Source organism: Nitriliruptor alkaliphilus DSM 45188, from assembly GCF_000969705.1.
GTDB classification, from domain to species: domain Bacteria; phylum Actinomycetota; class Nitriliruptoria; order Nitriliruptorales; family Nitriliruptoraceae; genus Nitriliruptor; species Nitriliruptor alkaliphilus.
Window position 1 is genome coordinate 2,378,449 of sequence record NZ_KQ033901.1, and the last position, 23,645, is coordinate 2,402,093.

Consider the following 23,645-nt stretch of genomic DNA (forward strand, 5'->3'; position numbering starts at 1 on the left):
CGCCCGCGCCCCCCGACCAGGAGCCGTCCCGTGGTGCTCGAGAGGATCGAGTCGCCCGCCGACCTCAAGGCGCTCGACCCGACCGAGCTGCCCGTGCTGGCCGACGAGCTGCGCGCCGCGATCATCGCGTCCGTGGCACGTGTCGGCGGTCACCTCGGCTCGAACCTCGGGGTCGTCGAGCTGAGCATCGCGCTCCACCGGGTGTTCACCTCGCCGCAGGACCTGCTGCTGTGGGACACCGGGCACCAGGCCTACGTGCACAAGATGCTGACCGGCCGCCGGGCGATGTTCGACACCCTCCGCCAGGCCGGAGGCCTGTCGGGCTACCCGTCGCGGGCCGAGTCCGAGCACGACGTGATCGAGAACTCGCACGCGTCGACGGCGCTGTCGTGGGCGTTCGGGATCGCGCGGGGCGAGGCGGCCAAGGACCCGTCCGACCGGCGCCAGGTCGTCTCGGTGGTGGGCGACGGCGCCCTGACCGGCGGGATGGCCTACGAGGCGCTCAACAACCTCGGTCACCACCGCCTGCCCGTGCTGATCGTCCTCAACGACAACGGGCGGTCGTACGCGGAGACGGTCGGGCGCCTGTCGGAGCGGATGTCGGACCTGCGCACCGATCCGCGGTACCGGACCTGGCGCGCCCGCATCGATCGCGTGCTCGCCCGCCTGCCACTCGCCGAGCGGGCCGCCGACGCCTCCCTCGAGGCGCTCAAGCAGTTCGTGTCCGACGCGCCTGCCCTGCAGTCCTTCGTCGAGGCGCTCGGGGTCCGCTACCTCGGGCCGGTCGACGGGCACGACCACGAGCGGCTCGAGCACGCCCTCACCCACGCCAAGCGCCTCGAAGGGCCGGTCCTCGTCCACGTCCTGACCGAGAAGGGCAAGGGCTACACCCCGGCCGAGACCGACCTCGAGAAGCACCTGCACGACACCTCGGCGTTCGACGTGGCCACCGGCCGGTCCGCGTCGTCCAAGCCACGGTCGTGGACCCAGGCGTTCTCCGACACGGTCACCGACATCGGGTGTCGGCGCCGGGACGTGGTCGCGGTCACCGCGGCCATGCCGGGCTCGACCGGGTTGCTGCCGCTCGCCGCGCGGCGCCCGGACCAGGTCCTCGACGTCGGGATCGCCGAGCAGCACGCGGTCACCGCCGCGGCGGGGATGGCCCACGCCGGTCTGACGCCCCTCATCGCCGTGTACTCGACGTTCTTCGCCCGCGGGTTCGACCAGGCCAACCTCGACGTCGGGCTGCACGACGAACACGTGATCTTCTCCTTCGACCGCGCCGGGATCACCGGGGACGACGGGGCGTCGCACCACGGGGTGCTCGACCTCGCGCTGATGCTGCGGATCCCCACGGCCACCGTGCTCGCGCCCTCCTGCGAGGAGGACCTGACCGCCCTCCTCGAGGTGGCGGTCGACCTCGACGGTCCCGTGTCGGTGCGCTTCCCGAAGGGGGACGCGGTCGCCGCCGCCTCGCTCGGGCTGGACGGACCCGGCGACGGGCTGGCTGCGCGTCGGATCCGTGAGGGCGCCGACGCGTGCGTCCTGGCGGTCGGGGACCGGCTCGGTCCGGCGCTCGAAGCAGCCGACCTGCTCGGTGAACACGGTCTGGACGTCGCCGTCTGGGACGTGCGGTGCGTCCGACCCGCGGACGGGGCGATGCTGGCGGCGGCCGCCGCGGCGCCGCTGGTGGTCACCGTGGAGAACGGGTACGTGGCCGGTGGCGCCGGCAGCCACCTCGCCGACCGCATCGTGGAGCTCGCCGGGGTGGGGCAGGCCCCGCCGGTGTTGCGGCTCGGGGTCCCCGACACCTACCTCCAGCACGCCAAGCCGGCCCAGATCCTCGCCGAGCTCGGCCTCGACGCCGCCGGCATCGCCGCCGGCATCCGCAAGGTCCTCACCGACGCCTGACGGGGGTCAGGTGGCCGACCCGACCTCCGGGCGCTGCGCGACCTCTGCCGTGCGGTGGTGGTGCGAGCCGTCCACGCGGTCACGGGTGCGCCGGCTGTGGACTTGCGTCCACCCCCGGCATCGGCGACCATCGCGCGACCTCTCGAGGATGTGCACGTGCTGCGGATCGACACCACCACGACGGACGGGCTGATCGCTCGTGCCGTCGTGCTCGTGGTCCTCGTTACGTAGCGCGTGCTCTGCACCGAGCGCGCGCGAACCTCCCGGACCGGGAGGTTCTTCCGTGAGAGGGCACCCCTGCACCGCCGGGGGTGGCAGGTAGCGACGCGGCGACCGCCGCCGCGGACCAGGAGGACACATGTCGCTCGCACCCGAGCCCGCGGCCGACCCGCGCCCGCACGAACGCGCCGGTGAGGTCGTCACCGGCGCCCAGGCGGTCATGCGCAGCCTCGAGGCGCTTGGCGTCGACGTCGTCTTCGGCTACCCGGGCGGGGCCATCCTGCCGGCCTACGACCCGCTGATCGAGGCCGACTTCACCCACGTGCTGGTCCGCCACGAGCAGGGTGCCATCCACATGGCCGAGGGCTACGCACACGCCACGGGCCGCGTCGGCGTGTGCATCGTGACGTCGGGCCCCGCGGCCACCAACCTGGTCACCGGCCTGGCCGACGCGCACATGGACTCGGTCCCGATCCTGGCGATCACCGGGCAGGTCGCTACGACCGCCATCGGCTCGGACGCCTTCCAGGAGGCGGACGTGACCGGCATCACCATGCCGATCACCAAGCACAACGAGATCGTGTACTCGGCCGAGCGCATCGCCGGCGCCATCGCCGAGGCGTTCTACATCGCCCGTTCCGGCCGGCCGGGGCCGGTGCTCGTCGACCTGCCCAAGGACGTCCTGAACGCCAAGGTCGCCTGGCAGTGGCCCGAACACCTCGATCTGCCCGGCTACCGCCCGACGGTCCGCGGCCACGGCAAGATGATCCGCGAGGCGCTGGACCTGATCGCCGGTGCGGAGCGGCCCGTGATCTACGCCGGCGGTGGCCTCGTGCGGGCCGGCGCCGACGAGGAGCTGCGCGCCTTCGCCGAGACGCTCGGCCTGCCGGTCGTGACGACCCTGATGGCGCGCGGGATCCTGCCCGACACCCACGAGCTCACCGTGGGGATGCCTGGCATGCACGGCCACTACGCGGCGGTGAAGGCGTTCCAGGAGACCGACCTGCTGATCACCCTCGGGGCACGGTTCGACGATCGGGTGACCGGACACCTCGCCTCGTTCGCGCCGCACGCCAAGGTGATCCACGTCGATGTCGACCCGGCCGAGATCGGCAAGAACCGTGAGGTCGACGTCCCGATCGTCGGTGACGTGAAGGTGGTGCTCGGCCAGCTGCTGAAGGTGATCGAGGACAAGCGCACCAAGGGCACCCTCGCCGAGCTGATCCCGGACGTCACCGCGTGGCGGGGCCACCTCGACCAGATGAAGGCCGACCACCCGCTGCGGGTCGAGCAGCCCGAGACGGGCGTGCTCAAGCCGCAGACCGCCATCCGCGCCATCCACGAGACCTGGGGGGACGACGCGGTGTACGTGGCTGGCGTCGGCCAACACCAGATGTGGGCCGCGCAGCACATCCCCTACACCCGCGGCCGGCAGTGGATCAACTCCGGTGGGCTCGGGACGATGGGCTTCGCCGTGCCGGCCGCGATCGGCGCCAAGGTCGGCGTCGGCCGCGACGTGCCGGTGGTCGCCATCGACGGCGACGGCTGCTTCCAGATGACCTTCCAGGAGCTCGCCGCCGCGGTGCAGCACGACATCCCCGTCGTCTTCTGCGTCATCAACAACGGCTACCTCGGCATGGTGCGCCAGTGGCAGCACCTGTTCTACGAGGACCGTCTGTCGCAGGTGGCCCTGCCGCAGGACCTGCCCGACCTGATGAAGCTGGCCGACGCCTACCAGATGCCGGGCTTCCGCATCTCGTCGGTCGACGAGCTCGACGCGACGCTGGCGAAGGCGAAGCAGATCACCGACCAGCCGATCCTCGTCGAGTTCCGCGTCGACCCCGACGAGATGGTGTTCCCGATGGTGCCCTCGGGCGCCAGCAACGACGAGATCCTCGAGTCGGCCGAGGAGTGGCACACCCGGGCCGCTGCGGCGGCCGAGGTCGACGACACCGCGCCACAGGACCTCGGCGTCGGACCGGAGATCATCTGATGAGCCACCACACCCAGCACACCCTGTCGGTGCTCGTCGAGAACAAGCCCGGCGTCCTCACCCGCGTCGCGGGGATGTTCGCCCGGCGCAACTACAACATCCACTCGCTGGCGGTCGGCCCCACCGACGACCCCCGGGTCTCGCGCCTGACCCTGGTGGTCGGCACCGAGGCGGTCCAGCTCGAGCAGATCATCAAGCAGCTCAACAAGCTGGTCCACGTGCTCAAGATCGTCGAGCTCGAGGAGGGCGACACCGTCGAGCGCGAGCTGCAGCTGGTCAAGGTCGCCTGCGACGCGGCCACGCGGGGCCAGATCATCGAGCTCGCCCAGGTGTTCCGCGCCAACATCGTCGACGTCGACCACGACTCGCTCACGATCGAGGCGGCCGGCGACCCGGACAAGCTCGGCGCACTCGTGGACCTGCTCGAGCCGTTCGGCATCCGCGAGATGGTCCGCAGTGGACGCATCGCGCTCGCCCGTGGGACGCGCAGCATCACCGACGGCTCGAAGGTCCGCATGCAACGCGTCGTGTGACGCCGGCCGTCAGTCGGCGGCCGGGAGGCGGACGGTGACCGTCGCCCCGTCGCCACGGTCGGCGGCCGACAGGTCGCCGCCGAGCCGCCGCGTCACGTCGGCGGCGGTGGCCAGGCCGAGGCCGGTCCCCGGCCGGTCCCGCCCGGCCGGTCCTCGCGCGAACGGGGCGAACAGGTCCTGACCGTCGACCCCGAACCCGGGCCCGTGGTCCCGCACGTCGATGGCGACGCGACCGTCCGCGTCGGAGATGACCAGCTCGATCGGGCCGTCGCTGTAGCGCACGGCGTTGTCGACGAGGTTGACCACGATCCTCCGGAGCGCGTCCCGGTCGGCCAGGACGTGGCGGACCCGACCCCGGACCGTCGTCCGGTTCTCCGCCTGTGGCCCCACGGCGGCCACGGCCTCGACCAGCACCTCGCGGACCTCGACCCGGCGGGGGGTGAGCGGCGCTGCGCCGATGCGGGCGTGCTCGACGGCAGCGGTCAGGGTCCGGTCCACCCGGTCGAGCGCGCTCTCGGCCCGAGCCACGATGTCCTCGAGGTCGGGCGCGAGCGACCCGAGCTGTTCGCGGACGAGCGAGACGGCCCCGCGAGCCGTCAGCAGCGGGGTGCGCACATCGTGTGCGAGGCGTCCCACGACCTCGTTCGCGGCCGGCGGGGCCGCAGCAGGTCGGATCACGGTCGTGGTGGGCGTGCCGGCGACCCCAGAGCTCACGAGGTCCGTGCCGTCGAGCGCGGCCAACAGCACGTCGGGCGCCAGGCCCTTCTCCAGGTAGAGGTCCGCACCGGCGAGCCGGGCGGCCTCCGCGGTGCCGGCCTCGGCGAAACCGGAGAGGACCACGACCCGGGCACCCGGGGCCGCACGCCGCACGTGGGGGAGCGCCTCGAGGCCGTCCATCCGCGGCATGGACAGGTCGAGCAGGACCAGGTCCAGGGCCTCGCCGTGGGCCACCGCCGAGGCGATGGCTTCGTGCCCATCGGCCGCTTCGGCGACCACCTCGTAGCGGCCGGACCGCTCGAGGACGAGCCGGACCAGGTAGCGCAGTTCCTCGGCATCATCGACGAGGAGGGTGCGGCGCCGGGCCGGCACGGCCGTCACGGCAGGGTCCTGCGCAGGCCGCCCGGTCGGAGCGTGGCCTCCGACGCCTGCTCGTCGCCGACGAGGTCGGAGACGATGCGCCGGGATGCGGTGAGGCTGGCGTCGAGCGCTGCCATGCCCCGGTCGTGCTCGCCGAGCTCGAGCGCCAGCTTGGCGGTGGCGAGCTGCTGCACGACCTGGTCGTGCAGGTCGAGGGCCTCGCGTCGGCGGGTGGTGAGGTCCTCGAAGACCGCGGCCCCGCGGACGAGGGCGGGGAACCGGCTGCGCAGCAGCCAGTAGCGGACGGCGATCACGGCGGTCACGCCGTCGATCACGATCAGGTGCAGGTCGTACACCTGGAGCGAGGCCGCACGCGTCCCTGGGTCGAGCAGGTGGCCGACGTGTCCGGCGTGCCCGGCCGCGCAGGACAGGAAGATCAGGCCGGTCGCGACCGCCAGGGGGTTGGTGCGCCAGGACCGGCCCGCGTGGACGCCCCGCAGGATGTGGATGCTGATCGACAGGTAGGCCACGGTCACGATGCCGTTGGCGAAGGCTGCCGGGAACCAGTCGATCATCGCAGGACCCCATCGTGCGGTGGCGCACCCCGCCGGAGGCACGACCAGTGAGGAGGATGCTGACGGTACGGTCACACGCCGCCGATGCCGCCACAGGCGCGTCGGTACACCTCGAACGGACGAGTCGACGCTAGCCCGCTGGCTCCGGCGGTGTGCCTGCTCGCCCGCAGGATCCTGCCAGGAGGGCCTCACGTGTCCACCAGCCACACCAGCGAGCCGTTCCCCGCGGCGCAGCCCCCGGAGCGTCTCCTGCTCGGACCCGGCCCGTCGCCGGTCCACGAGCGGGTCACCGCGGCGCAGGCGCGGTCGCTGGTCGGCCACCTCGACCCGTGGTTCCTCGAGGTCACCGATCAGGTCGCGGCCATGCTCCGGGCGGTCTTCCGCACCGAGAACCCGCTGACCTACGCGGTGTCAGGGACCGGATCAGCCGGGATGGAGACGGCCGTCGTCAACGTGGTCGCGCCCGGTGACACCGTGATCGTCGGGATCAACGGGGTCTTCGGTGGTCGGATCGCGGACACTGCTGAACGGGCCGGTGCGGACGTGGTGCGGGTCGAGGAGCCGTGGGGCCGGATCATCCCGACCGACCGGTTCGCGACGGCGCTCGACGCGCACCCGGGTGCACGGCTGGTCGCGGTGGTCCACGCCGAGACCTCGACCGGGGCGCACCAGCCGCTCGAGGAGCTCGGGGCCCTCCTGCGCGACACCGACACCCTGCTGCTGGTCGACACCGTGACCGGCCTCGGCGGCGTGCCGCTCGAGGTCGATGCCTGGGGCCTCGACGTCGTGTACTCGGGCACCCAGAAGTGCCTGTCGGTCCCGCCGGGCCTCGCGCCGATCACCTTCTCGGCCAAGGCCGAGGAGGTCCTCGACCAGCGGCGCGCCCCCGTGCGGTCGTGGTACCTCGACGTGTCGGCGATCCGGCGGTACTGGGGGATGCCGGCTGCAGGCGGTTCGGGCGAGCGCGCCTACCACCACACCGCGCCGATCAGCGCGCTGCTCGGTCTGCACGAGGGGTTGCGCATGGTGCTCGAGGAGGGCCTGGAGACGCGCTGGGCCCGTCACGCCGAGGTGGGGGAGCTGTTCCAGAGCCACCTGCTCGACCGGGACGCCACCCTCCTCGCCCAGGAGGGCCATCGGCTGCCCCAGCTGACCTCGTTCGCCTGGCCCGAGGGCGTCGACGAAGGGGTGCTCCGGCGGCGGCTGCTGACCGAGCACGGCATCGAGGTCGGCGGCGGCCTCGGCACCTTCGCCGGGACCGCGTGGCGCGTCGGCCTGATGGGCGAGGGCGCGACCCACGCCAACGTGGACCGCCTCCTCGACGCGATGGACGAGCTGCGCGAGACCTGACCCCGGCGGCCGGGCTGGGCGGGCCCCACGAGGGTCCACGAGGGAGGAGTCGAGGCGCCCCGTGTCGAAGACCAGGCGGGGTACTGGTCGGTACGCGGGGCGGTGGACGCCTCGGGGCCTCGAGCGGCCAGCCCGGGGAGACCCGCATGCGGCTGCACCGGATCCGTCACCTCGTCGCCGCTGGTGCCGCAGGAGCCCTGGCGTTGGCCGCGGTCCCGCTGCCCGTCGGAGGCACGCCGGAGGACGGCGCGCTCGGGACCGTGGGCGACCTGGTCCGTCCCGCCCGGGAGGTCGAGCCGATCGTCCTGACGGGGGCGGCGTTCCCGAGCTGGTCGCGCTTGCCCGCCGTCGGGACCCCGGCGCCGTACCCGAGCGGCACCGACGAGCAGAACGGACTCGGTGACCTGGTCCGGTCGGCCCACAACGGCACCCTCGTCGTCCCTCCCGATCCCCGTGACGGCAGCAACGCGCCGGTCGAGGCCATCACCGCCTGGCGGTGGGAGGACGGCACGTTCGTCGAGGTGCCCGTGCAGGTGGACGAACGTTTCCCGCACTTCCTGGCCAACGGCGGCTCCTCGTTCTCGTTCTACTCCGGGACCGACACCGAGCTGACCTACGCCTGGGGCGGCGACGGTGGGCGCACGGTGGGGGAGGAGGCCTGGAAGAAGGTCGCCGGCGAGTGCGAAGCCCGCTACCCGACCCTCGACGAGGTCGACGACCTCGTGGCATCGGGGGCGATCATCCCCGGGCAGGGCGAGACCGCCGACGACTACGTGGGCCCGCGAGCCGATCCGGTCCCCGGTCTCGACGACGACGACGAGATCGTGTTCCTCGCCTCCGACGCCGGGGCACGCGCACCGAGCGGGGCTGCGCCGAAGCGGGCGGATGGAGCGTCGCGTCACGAGGTCGCCCTGGTTGACCCGCTCACGGGGCAGGTCTCGTACGTCTACCTCTTCCTCGCCGAGGACGGCTCCTCGTTCACCTCCGAGACCGGGTACGTGCAGCTCGAGCGCGACCCCTCCGCCGACTGGTGGGCCGATCGTGGCAGCTGGGACCCGTCCGACCCGGAGAAGCTCGGAACGTCCAACACCAGCTACGGCGCCAACCTGCCCGGCACCGCCTGCGTCGAGGCGCAGGGTCTCGATCACCGGCTCGGGCAGCCGCGGCCCTCGACGGACCGCTTCCCGCTGGACGGCATGACGGTACGCACCGACGCGTACGAGTTCGTCGCCTCGGGGCGGTGGATGAAGCGCTCGATGCGGATCGCACCCCCGGATGCGGTCGGATCGACCCCGGGGACACCCCACGCCGAACGGACGCGCGACTACGGCCCGGACCTCATCGACCGGTGGAAGGGACGGGCGTTCCAGCAGTCACCCGACTCGGCCATCTCCCTGGTCGGCTTCGAGGACGAGCAGGTCAACTGGGAGGCCAACGCCGCGCTGATCGGGTGGCGCAGCGGGCCGGTCCGGGCCATCCGGGCGGTCTGGGGTGCGGACTCGGGGACCAACGTCACCAAGACCGAGACCTTCTACCGCGATGCCGTGCAGTACCGCTACCGGGTGCGGGTGCACCCGATCCCGCCGGATGGGCTGTACACCTCGTGGGACTACGACGGTGACATCGCCGCTTGCTACTTCAACGTCACGACCGTCCTCCAGGACCGCCGGGACGGCGACTGCGTCGGCGGCGTCGCGGTCGACGGGGTGGACGACGAGCGGGTCGGCAACATCGACGGCTTCGACCTCAACGGCGACGGGGACATCGACTTCCCCGCCTACTTCGACGTCACCGACCCGACTTTCGACGTGCCGCTCGCGTTCGACCGGTGGGAACAGGTCTCCGGCCGGGACGACAGCGGCAGCCTGGTCTACCTGTTCGAGCTCACCGGGCCGACGACGTTGGCCAACCCCGTCGTCATCCCCTACTACCGCGACGACGCCTGCCTCGACGACGGCACCGGGGACCTGCCCGTCGCCCGGCCCTGGCCCGGCACGCGGTCCGACGACGACCGGGTGGTGGCGGGCTACCAGCTCGCGGGCGGGTACGGACCCGAGGACGAGGTCCCCTGCGCGGACCGGCAGGGTGCGTACGGGAGCCACGGGCTGCACTTCCTGATCACCCACGACACCGACAACGCCTTCGTCGGATCGCCGGTGCCGCTCACCGAGATCGACGGAGCCCAGTGGCAGTGGGCGGTCCCCACCGCCGAGCCGCAGGCGCTCGGTGACCGCTACGCCCAGACCCGCCGGGCGCCGCTGGTCCCGCTCGTGCTCGAGCAGGCCACCGTGCTGCCCGGGGCGGGTGCGGACGACGACGGCGCGGGTGACGACGGCGCGGGTGACGGCGGCGCGGGTGACGGCGGCGCGGGTGACGGCGGGGGTCCCGGTGACGGCGGGGGTCCCGGTGACGGCGGGGGTCCGGGTGACGACGGTGCCCATGGTGACGGCGCAGGGACCGATGAGCCCGCCGGGCCGCACACCTGTGACGATCCGGGCGGTCGCTTCCGCGACGACGGACGGCCGATCGTCGCGTGCCTGGTCGATCTCGGTCTCCTCCGTGGCTACCCCGACGGGAGCTTCCGCCCGAACCTGACGGTCACCCGACGCCACACCGCTGCCGTGCTCGTGCGCTACCTCGACCGCCTGGGCGCGCTGGCAGGTTCGTCGCGGGACGAGCCCGCCGAGCGCCTGGTCCGGGCCGGGATCATGCGGGGGCGCGACGACGGTGACCTGGCGTTGGATGAACCGGTGTCGCGCGGCCAGTTCGCGTCGCTGCTGATCCGCAGCCTGGACCACGCAGGGCTCGACGTCCCCGCGGACGGACCCCGGTTCCGCGACGAGCAGGGCGGCGTCCACGATCGCGCCGCCCGCCGCGCCGCAGCGGCGGGTCTGCTCTCCGGCTATCCCGACGGGACCGGCCGGCTCGCTGCCGCGATCCCACGGCGTCAGCTCGCGACCGTGCTGTGGCGGTCCGTCGTGCTGGCCGAGGACCAGGAGCCGGGCACGTTCGCGCCGTAGGAGACCGCGACCGCGGTCGGCCGGAGCGTCACGCACCTCGACTAGGGGCCTGTGGACAGTTGTTCGTCCGTTCGGGCGGGTGCCCCAGGAGCCGGCCCGGCCCCTGACGTTCTCACGCAGCCTGCGTGAGCTCGGTGTCTGTTCGTGGCCGCCTGCGGGACTTGCGACGCGGCAGCGACGGTGCACCAGCCACCTTCCAGTCCGTCTCTGCAGTGCGCCCGCGATCGGCGATGTTGGCGGCGGCGTTGAGGTCGGCGTTGGCCTCGTAGCCGCAGGCGGTGCAGGAGAACGTGGCCTGGTCGGGCCGGTTCGCCCTGTCGGTGTGGCTGCACTGTGAGCAGGCGCGGGACGTGTTGCTGGGGTTGACCATCCACACGCGGCGTCCGGCGCTTTCAGCCTTGACGCAGATGCGGATGGTCAGCTTCCCGAGCGCAGCATCCTGCAGCTCACGGTTCAGCCCTTGCTTCTGTGCAACCTTGCTCCCCGGCTCCTCGACCGTCCCGCGTGCCGAACGGGTCATGTTGCGAAGCTCGAGGTCCTCGACCGCGAGGATCCCGAAGCCGCCGACGAGCGTGGCGGCCTGTTCGCGGGCCCAGTTGTCGACCTGGTTGGCGGCCTTGCGCCGTCCGCGGGCGATCTGCCGTCCGAGCCTCTTCCACTCGCGTGAGAACTTGACGCACCGGGCCTGTGCCCGTTCGAGCTCAGCGAGGTGTTCGCGTTGTGCCGCCACGTAGCGCGGCATCGTCAGCATCTCACCTGATGAGGTGGCGAGCGTGACCTTGATGCCCCGGTCGGCACCGACCAGGCTGCCCTCACCCTCGGACGGGGTGGTCGGTTCGACCGCGACGTCGTTGAACGCGACGGTGGCACGCCACACCCACCGGCTGAGGTGGCGCGGCCCGGATCGCCGGCGGGTGACGGTCAGGGTGACGGGCCGGCCGCCCTTGCCGAGCATCCTGCCGACCTGTCGGGCGGCGGACTTCGGCAGGCGGATGTCGCCGACGCCCTGGATGTAGAGGGTGCGGCGGTCGTCGCGCAGCTTCCACGAGGTGGGTTCGTCCCAGCAGGCCGTGTTGAACCTCTGCGCGCCCTTGAACCGTGGGAACCCTGGCGTCTCGCCGTGCTTGATGCGGTCGAAGAACGCTTGCATGGCTTCGTCGCAGCGCATGATCGCGCCACGCAACGGCTGGATCCCGTACGCGAGCGCGTCGTCGCGGACGCCCTTGAGGTGCTTGATCTGGTTGAACTGGTGCTGCCACCGGATGGTCTCGCCGGCGAGCCGGTAGGCGTCACGGCGTTCCTGCAGCGCCGCGTTGTAGACCTCGCGGCACACACGCAGGAGGGTGTGGAGCTCGCGTTCCTGGCGGCGTGAAGGTCGGAACGCGAACTGAGCCTTGCGCGTCACGGTCTGGTCGCGCCCGTCGACCACGAGCCGACCCGGTCCGTGCTTCAACGACTGTCTGCGTGACGCGATCATGACCGGGATGGTGCCGCACCCCTGCGACACGACACTCAGGTCACATCTTGGAGCTACAGCAGGGCGAGCATCCACCCGACGCACGCGACCTGGACCCACGCCGTGGCCGAGGCCGGGGTCGCCTCGAACGACCGTGCCAACCTGCGCCACCTGCCGAGCTCCGCGAACGCGTCCTCGACCCGCCACGACGGCCGGATCGGTTCGAACTCGCCCGGTAGCCGGTCGCGATGTTTGATCTCGACGTTGACCAGATGTTCGCGTGCGATCGGGCCCTGCAGCCCACGGAACCCACGGTCCGCCAGCACATCGGTCACCCTCGGATGGTTCGGAAGCAGCTCGTCGAGCAGGGTCCGGCCCGCGCCGACATCATGCCGTCGCGCACCGAACACCGCCGCGCCGACGGGTAGCCCGAGGTAGTCGATGGCGATGACCTTCTTCGCACCGCACAGCCGTGCCACACACCCCGGTCACGCCACCGGCAGAACACCTTCCAGATGGTGTTCCACCGGCCGAACTCGGCCGGGAGATACCGCCACTGACAGCCGGTGCGTGCCTGGTAGAGGATCGTTGACGACCGTGCGGCGGTCCACCGACGGCCGAGGCCCACGCGAACCTCGGGCCAGGGCAGGTTCGAGCTGCGCCCACTGCTCGTCGGTCAGATCGGTCGGATAGCCCATGCACGACGACGTCGGCCACGCCGGGCTGAACCTGAGCAACAACTGTCCACAGGCCCTAACGTCGCGCGACGTGGAGACGCAGCGGCTGACCTGGCGGTGGCGCGTGATCACCTGGCTGGTGGTCGCGTTCGTCCGCGTGTCCCGGTGGCGCATCGACGTGCAGGGGCTCGAGCACGTGCCCCGCGAGGGAGGCGCCGTCCTCGCGTTCAACCACCACTCCTACCTCGACTTCGTGATGCTCGCCTGGGCACCCGTGCTGCGGCTGCGGCGGTCGGTCCGGTTCCTGGCCAAGCGCGAGATCTGGGCGTCGCGCTGGACGGGGTGGATCGTCCGCTGGGGGGAGGCGGTCCCGGTCGACCGGACCTCCACCACGGCACGCGCGGACGCGTACGCCGCGGCCGTCGGGGCGCTGACGGCGGGTGACCTCGTCGCCGTCGCCCCCGAGCAGACGATCTCGACCTCCTTCGAGCTGCTGCCGTTCCGCACCGGGGCGGTCCGGATGGCGCAGCGGGCCGGGGTGCCGATCATCCCGGTGGTCGGCTGGGGCTCGCAGCGCTTCGCCGCCAAGGGCGTGGGGATCCGGCGCGCCTTCGGCATCCCCGTCGTCGTCCGCTACGGACCACCCGTGCACGTCGGCGCGGACGAATCGCCGACGGAAGCGGCCGCCCGGCTCCAGGAGACGATGACCGTGATGCTCGACGAGGTGCAGCGCAGCTACCCGGACGGGAAACCGGCGGGGGCGTGGTGGGTGCCCGCTCGCCTCGGCGGTGGTGCCCCAGCGCACGACGAGGTCCGACGCGCCCACGAGCAGCGGTTCCGTCCGGACGGGTCGGGTCCCTAGGTTCCCGTCGCCCTGCCACCCCTCGGTCGCCCGCTGGAGCTGCCCGTGCCGCGTCCCCTCGACCCGTCCAACCCCGCTGCCTCCTGGACCTACCGCTTCTGCGCGTGGGTGGCCTTCACGGTCATGCGCCTCCAGCGGTGGCGGTTCCACGTCACGGGGCTCGAGCACGTCCCGCGTACGGGCGGGGCGGTCATCGCCTCGAACCACAGCTCGTTCTGGGACTTCTTCACGGTGGGGCGCCCGTCGTACCTCGGGTGGGGACGGCCACTGCGCATCCTGGCCAAGGAGTCGTTGTTCCGGGTCCCGGTCTTCGGGCTGCTGATGCGGCGTGCCGAGCACATCCCGGTGCACCGGGGGTCGGGGGCGACGGCGCTGCGGACGGCCGCGGAACGCCTCCGCGACGGCGAACTCGTCCTGGTGCTGCCCGAGCAGACGATCTCGCCGTCGTTCGAGCTGCTGCCGTTCAAGTCCGGCGCGGCACGGATGGCCGCGATGGCCGGCGTCCCGCTCGTCCCCGCGGTCTCCTGGGGGTCACACCGCTTCAACACGGTGGGTCGCCGGCCGCGCTGGTCGTGGCGGCTGCCGGTGGAGGTCCGCTACGGCGAGCCGCTGTACCCGGACCTCGCCGACGACCCGGCCGCGGTGACCGCGGAGCTGCGTCGTCGGGTCCAGGCGTTGCTCGACGAGGCGCAGGCGGCCTACGCCGACGGTGCGCCACCGGGAGCCTGGTGGGTCCCGGCCCGGCTCGGTGGCAGCGCGCCGACGGCGGAGGAGGGCGAGGCGATCCTCGCCCGGATCCGGGAGGGTTGGAAGCCGAAGGACGCCGCCTGACCCGCCAGGTCACGGCAGCGAGGCTCCCACGCCGCTCAGGTGCCGATCGGCTCACCGCTGCAGATCGTGACCTGTCCCTTGCCGGCGTGCTTGGCGCGGTACATCGCCTGGTCGGCTCGGTGCAGCAGCGCCTCGGGATCGTCCCCCGGTCGGGAGGAGGCCAGCCCGATGGACGCCCCGATCGTGGCTTCGCCGAGGTCAGAGTCGAAGGGGACGGCCAGGACGCCGAGGAGGCGGTCAGCGAGGCTGGCCGCGATCTCGGTCGGAGCGTCCTCGCAGACCACCACGAACTCGTCGCCGGCGAGCCGACCGACCACGTCGCCTGGCCGGACCTCGGCGACCAGGCGGTCCGCGACCTCCGCCAGCACCTCGTCACCGGCGGCGTGGCCGAGCTGATCGTTGACCTGTTTGAACCCGTCGAGGTCGATGAACAGGACGATGACGGGAGGTGCGCCGGTCTCGGCACGAGCCAGTGCAGCGTCGAGACGGACGCACACCAGCGTCCGGTTCGGCAGGCCGGTGAGGTGATCGTGCAGGGACCGGTGGCGCAGCTCCTCCTGCACCCGTTCCTGCTCCAGGAGCAGCCGCGCAAGGCGCCACAGCACGAGTGCGACGCACGTCATCGCCGCCACCACCGGGACCACCGACGCCTCGGCCTCCCGGTGGCGCAGCATCGTGGCGGGCAGCGACATCAGGGCGATACCGATGACGGCCAGGCGGCCGAACGCGAGGTTGCCGACGGTGGTCGGGGCCGGCTCGCACAGGCGGGGCCAGGACGGGTGGAGCACGGCGCACGCGAGCAGCAGGTACCCGAGGCCCCACAACGGGTGCAGGACCGCGTGGTAGGGGGTCGAGTGCACCGCGACGTAGAGGATGTTGCCCACGATGCTGGCCGACGCGGCACCGAGGAACAGCCACGCTGCGAGGTGGCGGTGGCCACCCGTCAACAGCACCCTGACGATCGACGCGAGCACCGTGGCCATCAGCAGCGGTAGGAGGATCAGGGCAGCCGCAGCGGTGGCGGAGTACACCTCCGCGACGGCGGGTTCGGCGAGGACGTCGAAGAGGACGGCGGCCGTCGCGACCGCCACCAGGGCACCGTCGATGATCCCCTCGGTGTCACGGGCCGGCAGGCGGGTCGCGACGACGCGGAGCATCCCGACGCCGAGGAACACGAAGCTGATCGCGTAGCTCACCGAGGCGAGCGTCGCGGCGGTGCTGTCCGGCGACGGGGCCCACCAGGAGACCTCGAGCGCCGTGGCGACGACCAGCGCCGCCACGGCGACCATCATCAGACGGTGTGGACCGCGGTGTGCCGCCGGGATCGGACGGCCTCCGAAGTGGACGGCGACCAGCGTCGCCGCGGCGATGGCGACCCACAGGACATCGAGGGCGGGACCGTCGGGGAGCACAGCCAGGAGGGGCAGCAGCGCTGCCCCTGCGGTGGCGGTCGCCCACCAGGCTCGATGTCCCATGCGCCCACCATCGGCCGAAGCGCGCAGGACCTGCGCACGGCGCTCCGATCGCCGGCCGACCGATCTCCAGGTGCGCGTTCGCCGACAGCTGCTCGCGCGTCAGCCGCTCACGGTGGCGCCGGGCGTCGGCTCGCTGGTGGTCCCGGACCGCGCCTGTTGGCCGGCGCTCCGCTTCACAGCCGGTACGCGAAGGGGTACGGTCAGCGCGGCCTCTTGGGAGGGGCGGGGCATGGCCGAACCCGAGGTCGCACGGGAGAGCGCGCAGCGCCGTGGCGGCGACACCGCGCGGGGCAGGCTCGGCCTGTGACGGGGGCTGCCATCCTGAGCTCCGAGGGCCAACCGAAGCCGGCGGGGCGGGCCCGTGATGCCGAGTCGGTCGGCGATCGGCCGGATCCGTCGGTGCTCCACCTGCTCGACCGGCTGGCGATCATCGAGTGGCGCGTCCGTGACGAGGTCCAGCGACGACGGAGCGAGGCGGCCGAGCCCACGGACGATCGCTTCCGCGGGTTGTTCGTCTCGGACGGACAGGTCGACACCCTCCTCGCCAGCCTTCCGCACGAGCCGATCATCGGCTCGCCGGAGCTGGTGGAGCGGTTCGAACTCATCGAGTCGGCGGCCGACGATCTCGAGGTCGGGGGCGCGGACCTCCGCCTCCGTCGGCTCGCGTCGGCGTTCGACCTGCTGCCGCTCGACGTCGAGCTGCTGCTGATCGCGGTGGCTCCCGACCTCGATCGCCGGTTCGAGCCCCTCTACGGCTACCTCAACGACGACGTGTCGTTGCGTCGCGCCACCGTGGGCCTCGCGCTCCAGCTGTGCGGGACCTCGACGGTGTCGTCACGAGCTCGTGGTCGGCTCGCCCCGACGGGCCCGCTCCTGCGGGCCGGCCTCGTCGAGGTGGCGACCTGGGACCGACCGGTGCTCAGCCGCGAGCTGCGGGTCCCCGACCGGGTCACCGCGCACCTGCTCGGCGACGATGCCCCCGATCCGGCGCTCACCGCGCTCGTGGTCGCCCCGGAAGCGATGGATGACGCGGCCGCACAGCAGCTGGCGCGTGGGTTCGCCGACGGCGCCGTGCTCGCCTACCTGCGGGACGACCGCGCCTCGGCGGCGCCCTCGTCGGCCGCGTCCGCGTTCGCGACGCTGGGCCTGTCGACGGTCGCGCTCGACCTCGAACGGCTCGGCCCGAGGGACGATGCCTCCGAGGTGGCGCTGGCCGCCTGCCGAGACGCACGGCTCCGGGGATCGGGTCTGGTCGTCGGTCCGGTCGAGGCGCTCGAGGGCGGGGGTCCGTCCGCCGTCCAGGCCTTCGCGGACGGCGCGGTCACGGTGGTCCTGCACGGCCGGGTCGGCTGGGATCCGCGCTGGTCCCGTGACGTGCCGATCGTCGTGGACGCGCCGCGGGTCGCGGAGGAGGTGCGAGCGGAGCTCTGGGCCGCGGAACTTCCCGCCGACGGACTCGCCGACGGTCTCGACGCCCTCGAGGCGACCTCGCTGTTCCGCCTCACCCCCGGCCAGATCCGACGAGCGGCCCGCTTCGCCCGGTACCGGGCGAGCGCGGCCGACCGACCCATCACGCAGGATGACCTGCAGAGCGGCGCACGGGCACAGAACGCCGCGGGTCTCCAACGCCTCGCCCGCCGGATCACCCCCGTCGCCACCTGGGACGATCTCGTGCTCCCGCGGGGGGTGGAGGAGCAGGTGCGCGAGCTCGCGGCCCGGTGGCGGCACCGTGACCTGGTGCTCGAACGGTGGGGGGTGGGCCGAGGCACCGCGCGGGGGCGCGGCGTCAGCGCGCTGTTCGCTGGAGGGTCGGGCACCGGCAAGACGCTGACGGCAGAGGTGATCGCCGGGGAGCTCGGCCTCGATCTGTACGTGGTGGACCTGTCCACGATCGTCGACAAGTACATCGGCGAGACCTCCAAGAACCTCGAACGGATCTTCGACCAGGCGGACCGTGTCAACGGAGTGCTGCTGTTCGACGAGGCCGACGCGCTGTTCGGGAAGCGGTCGGCGGTCTCCGATGCGAAGGACCGCCACGCCAACGTCGAGGTGGCGTTCCTGCTGCAGCGGATGGAGTCGTTCGACGGGGTGGCGATCTTGACCACCAACCTCGCCGCGAACCTCGACGAGGCCTTCATGCGGCGTCTCGACGCGGTCGTGGACTTCCCGTCGCCAGACGAGCCGCAACGTCTGGCGCTGTGGCGGGCCAGGTTCCCGGTCGAGCTGCCTCGGGCGGAGGACGTCGACCTCGAGCTGCTCGCCGCCCGGTTCAAGCTGTCCGGCAGCGAGATCCAGAACATCGTGGTGAGCGCCGCCTACCGTGCAGCGGAGGACAGCAGCCCGGTGTCGATGGACGACCTGGTGCGTGCGACGATCCGCGAGCACCGCAAGATCGGCCGTCACCTCGCCGCCTCCGATCTCGTCGGCTTCGAGCACCTCCAGCACGAACCTGGCAGCTGACTTGCGCGCGTGCCCGCGAGGTGGGCGCGTGCCACGACCGGTGGTGGACGTTGGACGGGCAGCGACGCGATCGTCACGTTCGTGACCGTGTGGGATGGATCCTGCTCGGCCTCGGGGCCGGTGCGTTCGGCTCCGTGATCGTCGGCGCCACGCTGGCGGTCGCGTTGCTCGTCGGGGGTGCGGCGATCGCGGCGGGTGCGGTCACCCTCCTGCGTCGACCGGCGCGCGCCGTCGTGCCGACCGACGCGGAGCCCGCGCCGGAGCCGGAGCCCGAGCCGGAGCCCGAGCCGGAGCCCGAGCCGGAGCCCGAGCCCGAGCCGGAGCCGGAGCCCGAGCCCGAGCCGGAGCCGGAGCCGGAGCCGGAGCCCGAGCCCGAGCCCGCGCCGGAACCCGCGCCGGAACCCGAGCCCGCGCCGGAACCCGCGCCGGAACCCGAGCCCGCGCCGGAACCCGCGCCGGAACCCGAACCCGAGCCCGAGCCGGAACCCGAGCCGGAGCCTGCACGGGGATCCGAACCGGCGCCTGCACCGGCTCGTGAGCTGCCCCTGCGCTTCGCGCCGATGGCGGTGGCGGAGGTGGCGCTCGACCGGCTCGGCATCCGCGATGCCGAGCCGGTCGGGCCCTCCGTGCACCGCGACGTCGACGACGCCCTCGACGTCGCGCTCCGGCCGGAGGAGCTGGCCCGCACGGGCGGCGTCGTGGCTGCCCGCGGTGACGCACGGTCGGAGGTCGGCCGCCGCCTGTGGGGGGCCCTGCGCCGCAACGTGCCGCACCGGCCGGTCCTCGCCCTGCTGCCCCCCGCGTCCGCACCACCGTCCGGGGCGGGCACGTACCCGCTGCGGGAGCTCGTGGCCGCGATCCCGGCGCTGCCGCTCGACGGGCCGAACGCCCCCGTCGTATGGATCGATGAGGCGCACGTGCACCTCCATCGAGGGTTGTCCCTCGACGTACTGAACCAGCTCGTCACCGCCCTGCCGGGCTGCATCGTGGCCCTGGTCGTCGACCGGGAACGACTCGCGCTTCCCGACCTCGTGACCGACCCGGTCGAGCGGTGGCTCGACCTCCTCTCGGATCCTCACGAGGTCGCCGACCAGGCGCGCGTCGCGGACGACCTCCCGGAACGCTTCCGCGCGTTGGCGGACGACGACCCCCTCGCTGCGGCGCTGGTCCGGGTCGTGGTCACGTGGCAGCGGGCCGGGCCGACGACGCCGATCGCGCGACCGAAGCTGCTGGCCATCGCGGCGGCGCTGGAGGAGGACGCCGCCGCAGCGACCGAGACCGACCTCGAGGACGCCCTCGTCCGGGTCAGCACGATCTCGGATGCGGGTCCGCCGCTCCTCGATCGGGTCGAGGTGATCGCATCCGCCGTCGACCGACCGCTCGTCCCCGAGCTCGCCTTCCGGGCTCCGGCGCCGCTGGTGGCGCACCTGTCCCGCACCGACGCGACGATCCCCCCACCGGCCTGGGACGCGCTCCTGCCCCAACTGGACACCTGCGAAGCGCTGGAGGTCGGCCGGCGGTCGTACGCCGCCGACCTGTTCGAGGTGGCCCGACGTGCCTGGAGCCAGGCCGCGGTCGGGGCCGACGACGCGGCGGCGTCACGCGCGGCGCTCCAGCTCGGCGTGCTCCACGAGCGGTCCGGCGATCCTGGGGCAGCCGAGCTGGCCTACCGACGGGCCGCCGGTGGCGGTTCGGAGGACGCCGGGTTGGCCAGCTTCCACCTCGGGGGTGTGCTCGAGCACCTCGAACGGGCCGACGAGGCCGAGGCCGCCTACCGACGCGCGGTCGACTCGGCCCACGAGGACGCGTTCCCGCTCGCTGCGTTCAACCTCGGGTGGCTCTGCGAGCAGCAGGGTCGCGCTGACGACGCCATCGCCGCCTACGACCGGGCGTTGACCAGCGGCCACCCGGAGGCGGCGCCCATGGCCGCCTACAACCTCGGTTGGCTGCTGGAGCGCCAGCGGCGCCCACGGGAGGCCGAGGTCCTCTACCGCGACGCGTTGGCGAGCGACCACGCGGACGCCGCGCCGATGGCGGCTGTGAGCCTGGGCATGCTGCTCGAACGGACCCAGCGTGCCCGAGAAGCGCGGGAGCTGTACCGACGGGCGGCCGTCAGCACGCACACCGAGGCGGCCGGCGTCGCCCGCGATCGCCTCGAGGCCAGCGGACGCCGCTGACACGGTGGTCCCGGTCGAGGTGGCGGCCGTGACGGCCCTAGCACGGCGGGGGCCCGTTCCCGGCCGCGGGAACGTCATCGTGCGCTCGGTGGCTACCGGTAGGCGTTATCGCGACCACGCTCAGCGAGCCTGAGCGCTGGAACGACTCGTCTGTCACTGTCAACCCGTGCGTTCGGCCACCCAGGGCCCCCGCGGGGCCCGGGCTCGAAGAGCGCCAGGGGCGGCGGTGAAGCAGCGTGGGGCGGGTGAGCTCGCCTCCGCTCTCCGGGAACGGAGGCGCGGGGGTCGCTGTGCCGTTGTGCTGCTCCTCGCACTCGCGCTCGTGGGCTGCACACGTGGTGGTTCGGTCCTCGACCGCGACGGCAACGTCGTCGGGGCGGGACCGATCGAGGTCGACGAGCTGCAGGCGGGCTACTGCCTCGACGTCCCTCCCGGGACGACCGGCGAGGTCGCCGACGTCCGGGTCGTGCCCTGCGAGCAGGAGCACACCCAGGAGGTCTTCGCGGTCCGGCCGGTGGAGGGGGACGCCTTCCCAGGGGCGGGGGAGCTCGCGGTGCTCGCGGACACGACGTGCGTCGACGCCCTGCAGACCGACCTCGGCCTGACGCTCGCCGACGGTCTGTACTTCAGCTACCTGCTGCCGACCTTCGACGGTTGGACCAACAGGAGCGATCGCTCGATCGTCTGCGTCCTGGTCCGCCCGACCGAGGGTCCGGTGACGGGGTCGATCGTCGCCGACCCGGCCAGGGTCCCGAGGAAGACACCCGAGCCGCCGGTCGATCCCGAACCCGAGGACGACGAGGCAACTGACGCGGTGGCTCGCGCGGTCCTGCCAGGTTCGGAAGGTGAGGGCTGATGGGGCAGAACGTGGTCAGCGGGGCCCAGATGCTCTGCAGCTTCGGCGTGGCGCCGTCGGCCTTGAACGTCCTGCCGTCCAGCCAGGTCCTCGGTGGGGGCCCGCCGGCCGGCACGATCCAGGACAACAAGCCGCTCGTGAACATCCCCCCGTTCGGGATGTGCATGTCGCTGAGCAACCCGACGGTCGCTGCGGCGACGGCTGCCGCCCTCGGCGTCCTGACACCGATGCCCTGCATCCCGAGCATCCCCGCCCCGTGGATGCCCGGTTCGCCGACCGTCCAGATCGGCGGGCAACCGGCCCTCGAGAGCAACTCGAAGTTGACCTGTGCCTACGGCGGCGTGATCCAACTGCTCGTGCCTGGGCAGTTCACGGTGACCAGCACGTGACGAAGGGAGCGATGCCAGACGGCGCTGCAGCACGACGGACGCACGACGCAACGCCCATCGAGACACATCTGAAGCGCGACCGGCAGCCGTCGGCCGCGGCGCCCACCGGCACAGTCATCACTGGAGGAAACGCATGGCGAGCTACCTGACCCCAGGGGTCTACATCGAAGAGGTGCCGTCGGGTTCGGCATCGCTGTCGACCGGCGCGACGGCGATCGCCGCCTTCGTCGGTTTCACGGCGACGGCGCCGAAGGACGATCCGTCCGACCCGGAGGGCTTGAAGCCCCGCCTGGTCACCAGTTGGTCCCAGTTCGAGGACCTCTACGGCGGCTTCACCCCCGGGGCGATGCTGCCGCACTCGGTCTACGGCTGGTTCCTCAACGGCGGTTCGGTCTGCTACATCGTCCGGGTCCCACACAACCAGGCCTCCACGGAGCCCGGCACGCTCGCGCTGCCTGCGGCGGACCGTGCGCTCGGCGAGGTCCTCGAGTTCACCTCGATCGGACCGGGTGACGGGCTGAGCATCAGCATCGAGGCGTCCGAGGACGAACCGGCGGACGACGGGGCCGACCCGGAGCCCGTGTTCGACCTCAACGTCCTGCAGGACGGTGTGGTCGTGGAGAGCTACGCCGGGCTGTCCCTCGCCGGCGACAACAACGTCGTCGACACGCTGAAGGAACACTCCGAGCGCGTCGCGGTCGCCACCAAGGTGGAGCTCACCGAGGACCTCGACCTGCTGATGGCCATGCCGAAGGCCGGCCTGTACGCCATCGAGCCCGCGCCCCGGGAGCCGCTCGAGGTCCGCACACCGACCTTCGCCGGCTCCGAGACGAAGCGGCACGGCATCAACGGGCTCGTCATCGCCGACGACGTGACGATCGTCGCGGTCCCCGACCTCGTCACGGCGGCGACCCAGGAGGACGGCACGATCGACCTCAAGATGTGGAAGTCGGTGCAGACCGCGCTGATCGGCCACTGCGAGGCGCAGGCCAACCGCATGGCCGTGCTCGACGCACCACCGGGCATGGGCGTCCAGGAGATCAAGGAGTGGCGTTCGGACGTGGCGATGTACGACTCGCCCTTCGCCACCATGTACTACCCCTGGATCCAGGTCTCGAACCCGGCCGCCACCAACGGTGACTCCGAGATCCTCGTCCCGCCGAGCGGCCACATGGCCGGTCTGTGGGCCCGGGTCGACGACTCTCGCGGTGTGTGGAAGGCGCCGGCGAACGAGGTCATCCGCGGTGCGCTCGACGTCGAGCGGCCGATCACGAAGGCCGAACAGGGGCTGCTGAACCCGATCGGGGTCAACTGCATCCGTCCCTTCGGCACGCGAGGGATCCGGGTGTGGGGGGCACGCACGCTGTCGTCGGACTCCGACTGGCGCTACGTCAACGTGCGGCGGCTGTTCAACACCGTCGAGCAGACGATCATGAACGGCACCCAGTGGGTGGTGTTCGAGCCCAACGACGTGAAGCTCTGGGAGGGCGTCAAGCGCACCCTCAACGCGTACCTGCGTGGCTTGTGGACCTCCGGCGCCCTGGTCGGGGCAACGCCCGAGCAGGCGTACTTCGTCAAGTGCGACGCGGAGAACAACCCGCCGGAGTCGATCGACGAGGGCAAGTTGATCATCGAGGTGGGGATCGCCCCGGTGAAGCCGGCCGAGTTCGTGATCTTCCGCATCAGCCAGCTCAAGGAGACGACGGCCTGAGGTGGCCGTGGGCCGGCGCCGCCGTGCGCCGGCCCACCCGTAGACGTCAGGAACCCGGAGAGGTCGAAAGGAC

The 23,645-nt window shown here is 72.4% G+C and carries 17 protein-coding genes and 1 pseudogene; 12 read left to right on the forward strand and 6 right to left on the reverse strand.

Going from position 1 to position 23,645, the window contains the following annotated elements:
- The first annotated feature begins 30 nt into the window (after nt 1-30).
- From dxs to ilvN, 3 genes are all read left to right on the forward strand, one after another.
- On the forward strand, nt 31-1,911 hold the full coding sequence (gene dxs / locus NITAL_RS11135) for a 1-deoxy-D-xylulose-5-phosphate synthase (protein WP_052666288.1): 1,881 nt from the start codon (nt 31-33) through the stop codon (nt 1,909-1,911).
- Between the two features lie 358 nt (nt 1,912-2,269).
- Nucleotides 2,270-4,123 (forward strand): biosynthetic-type acetolactate synthase large subunit, encoded by a 1,854-nt coding sequence (ilvB, locus tag NITAL_RS11140; protein WP_083441462.1) that lies wholly within the window; start codon nt 2,270-2,272, stop codon nt 4,121-4,123.
- A complete protein-coding gene (ilvN, locus tag NITAL_RS11145) occupies nt 4,123-4,656 on the forward strand; it encodes an acetolactate synthase small subunit (protein ID WP_052666289.1) in 534 nt (177 codons plus the stop codon). Before ilvB ends, ilvN begins: the two co-directional genes overlap by 1 nt.
- A 9-nt stretch (nt 4,657-4,665) precedes the next feature.
- Here the strand turns inward: ilvN and NITAL_RS11150 are convergent, their stop codons facing one another.
- Both NITAL_RS11150 and NITAL_RS28025 read right to left on the reverse strand, forming a co-directional pair.
- Nucleotides 4,666-5,754, reverse strand: coding sequence for an ATP-binding response regulator (locus tag NITAL_RS11150; protein ID WP_052666290.1), 1,089 nt, complete (start codon nt 5,752-5,754; stop codon nt 4,666-4,668).
- The gene (locus tag NITAL_RS28025; protein WP_052666291.1) at nt 5,751-6,308 is read right to left on the reverse strand and encodes a hypothetical protein; all 558 of its coding nucleotides are present in this window, start codon (nt 6,306-6,308) and stop codon (nt 5,751-5,753) included. The genes NITAL_RS11150 and NITAL_RS28025 overlap by 4 nt, the downstream gene beginning before the upstream one ends.
- Before the next feature lie 192 nt (nt 6,309-6,500).
- On the opposite strand from NITAL_RS28025, the gene NITAL_RS11160 reads away from it, so the two are divergent.
- A complete protein-coding gene (locus NITAL_RS11160; protein WP_211262343.1) occupies nt 6,501-7,658 on the forward strand; it encodes a pyridoxal-phosphate-dependent aminotransferase family protein in 1,158 nt (385 codons plus the stop codon).
- Between the two features lie 146 nt (nt 7,659-7,804).
- Entirely contained in the window at nt 7,805-10,678 is a 2,874-nt protein-coding gene (locus NITAL_RS11165) for an S-layer homology domain-containing protein (RefSeq protein WP_052666292.1), read from the forward strand.
- A gap of 112 nt (nt 10,679-10,790) precedes the next feature.
- Here the strand turns inward: NITAL_RS11165 and NITAL_RS11170 are convergent, their stop codons facing one another.
- The 3 genes and pseudogenes from NITAL_RS11170 to NITAL_RS29590 all read right to left on the reverse strand — a co-directional run.
- Nucleotides 10,791-12,155 (reverse strand): RNA-guided endonuclease InsQ/TnpB family protein, encoded by a 1,365-nt coding sequence (locus NITAL_RS11170; protein ID WP_157041773.1) that lies wholly within the window; start codon nt 12,153-12,155, stop codon nt 10,791-10,793.
- Nucleotides 12,156-12,208: 53 nt separating this feature from the next.
- On the reverse strand, nt 12,209-12,613 hold the full coding sequence (locus NITAL_RS11175; RefSeq protein ID WP_052666294.1) for a transposase: 405 nt from the start codon (nt 12,611-12,613) through the stop codon (nt 12,209-12,211).
- Between the two features lie 53 nt (nt 12,614-12,666).
- Nucleotides 12,667-12,762, reverse strand: a pseudogene (locus tag NITAL_RS29590) (hypothetical protein); the annotation flags it as partial.
- A 68-nt stretch (nt 12,763-12,830) separates the two neighbouring features.
- Between NITAL_RS29590 and NITAL_RS11180 the strand changes: the two are divergent.
- Both NITAL_RS11180 and NITAL_RS11185 read left to right on the forward strand, forming a co-directional pair.
- Nucleotides 12,831-13,673, forward strand: a complete 843-nt coding sequence (locus NITAL_RS11180; RefSeq protein ID WP_052666295.1) for a lysophospholipid acyltransferase family protein — start codon at nt 12,831-12,833, stop codon at nt 13,671-13,673.
- A 45-nt stretch (nt 13,674-13,718) separates the two neighbouring features.
- Nucleotides 13,719-14,504, forward strand: a complete 786-nt coding sequence (locus NITAL_RS11185) for a lysophospholipid acyltransferase family protein (RefSeq protein WP_211262344.1) — start codon at nt 13,719-13,721, stop codon at nt 14,502-14,504.
- 35 nt (nt 14,505-14,539) lie between these two features.
- Here NITAL_RS11185 and NITAL_RS11190 read toward each other — a convergent pair whose 3' ends face one another.
- Nucleotides 14,540-15,979, reverse strand: coding sequence for a GGDEF domain-containing protein (locus tag NITAL_RS11190; protein WP_052666296.1), 1,440 nt, complete (start codon nt 15,977-15,979; stop codon nt 14,540-14,542).
- A 399-nt stretch (nt 15,980-16,378) separates the two neighbouring features.
- Between NITAL_RS11190 and NITAL_RS11200 the strand changes: the two genes are divergently transcribed.
- From NITAL_RS11200 to NITAL_RS11220, 5 genes are all read left to right on the forward strand, one after another.
- Entirely contained in the window at nt 16,379-18,439 is a 2,061-nt protein-coding gene (locus NITAL_RS11200) for an ATP-binding protein (protein ID WP_052669607.1), read from the forward strand.
- 89 nt (nt 18,440-18,528) lie between these two features.
- Nucleotides 18,529-20,616, forward strand: coding sequence for a tetratricopeptide repeat protein (locus NITAL_RS26450; RefSeq protein ID WP_169786819.1), 2,088 nt, complete (start codon nt 18,529-18,531; stop codon nt 20,614-20,616).
- 298 nt (nt 20,617-20,914) lie between these two features.
- Nucleotides 20,915-21,472, forward strand: coding sequence for a septum formation family protein (locus NITAL_RS11210; protein WP_052666298.1), 558 nt, complete (start codon nt 20,915-20,917; stop codon nt 21,470-21,472).
- Nucleotides 21,472-21,861 carry a DUF4280 domain-containing protein gene (locus tag NITAL_RS11215; protein WP_052666299.1) on the forward strand — a complete coding sequence of 130 codons (390 nt, stop codon included), beginning with the start codon at nt 21,472-21,474 and terminating at the stop codon, nt 21,859-21,861. The genes NITAL_RS11210 and NITAL_RS11215 overlap by 1 nt, the downstream gene beginning before the upstream one ends.
- A 133-nt stretch (nt 21,862-21,994) precedes the next feature.
- Nucleotides 21,995-23,572, forward strand: coding sequence for a phage tail sheath family protein (locus NITAL_RS11220; protein WP_052666300.1), 1,578 nt, complete (start codon nt 21,995-21,997; stop codon nt 23,570-23,572).
- Nucleotides 23,573-23,645 lie beyond the last annotated feature (73 nt).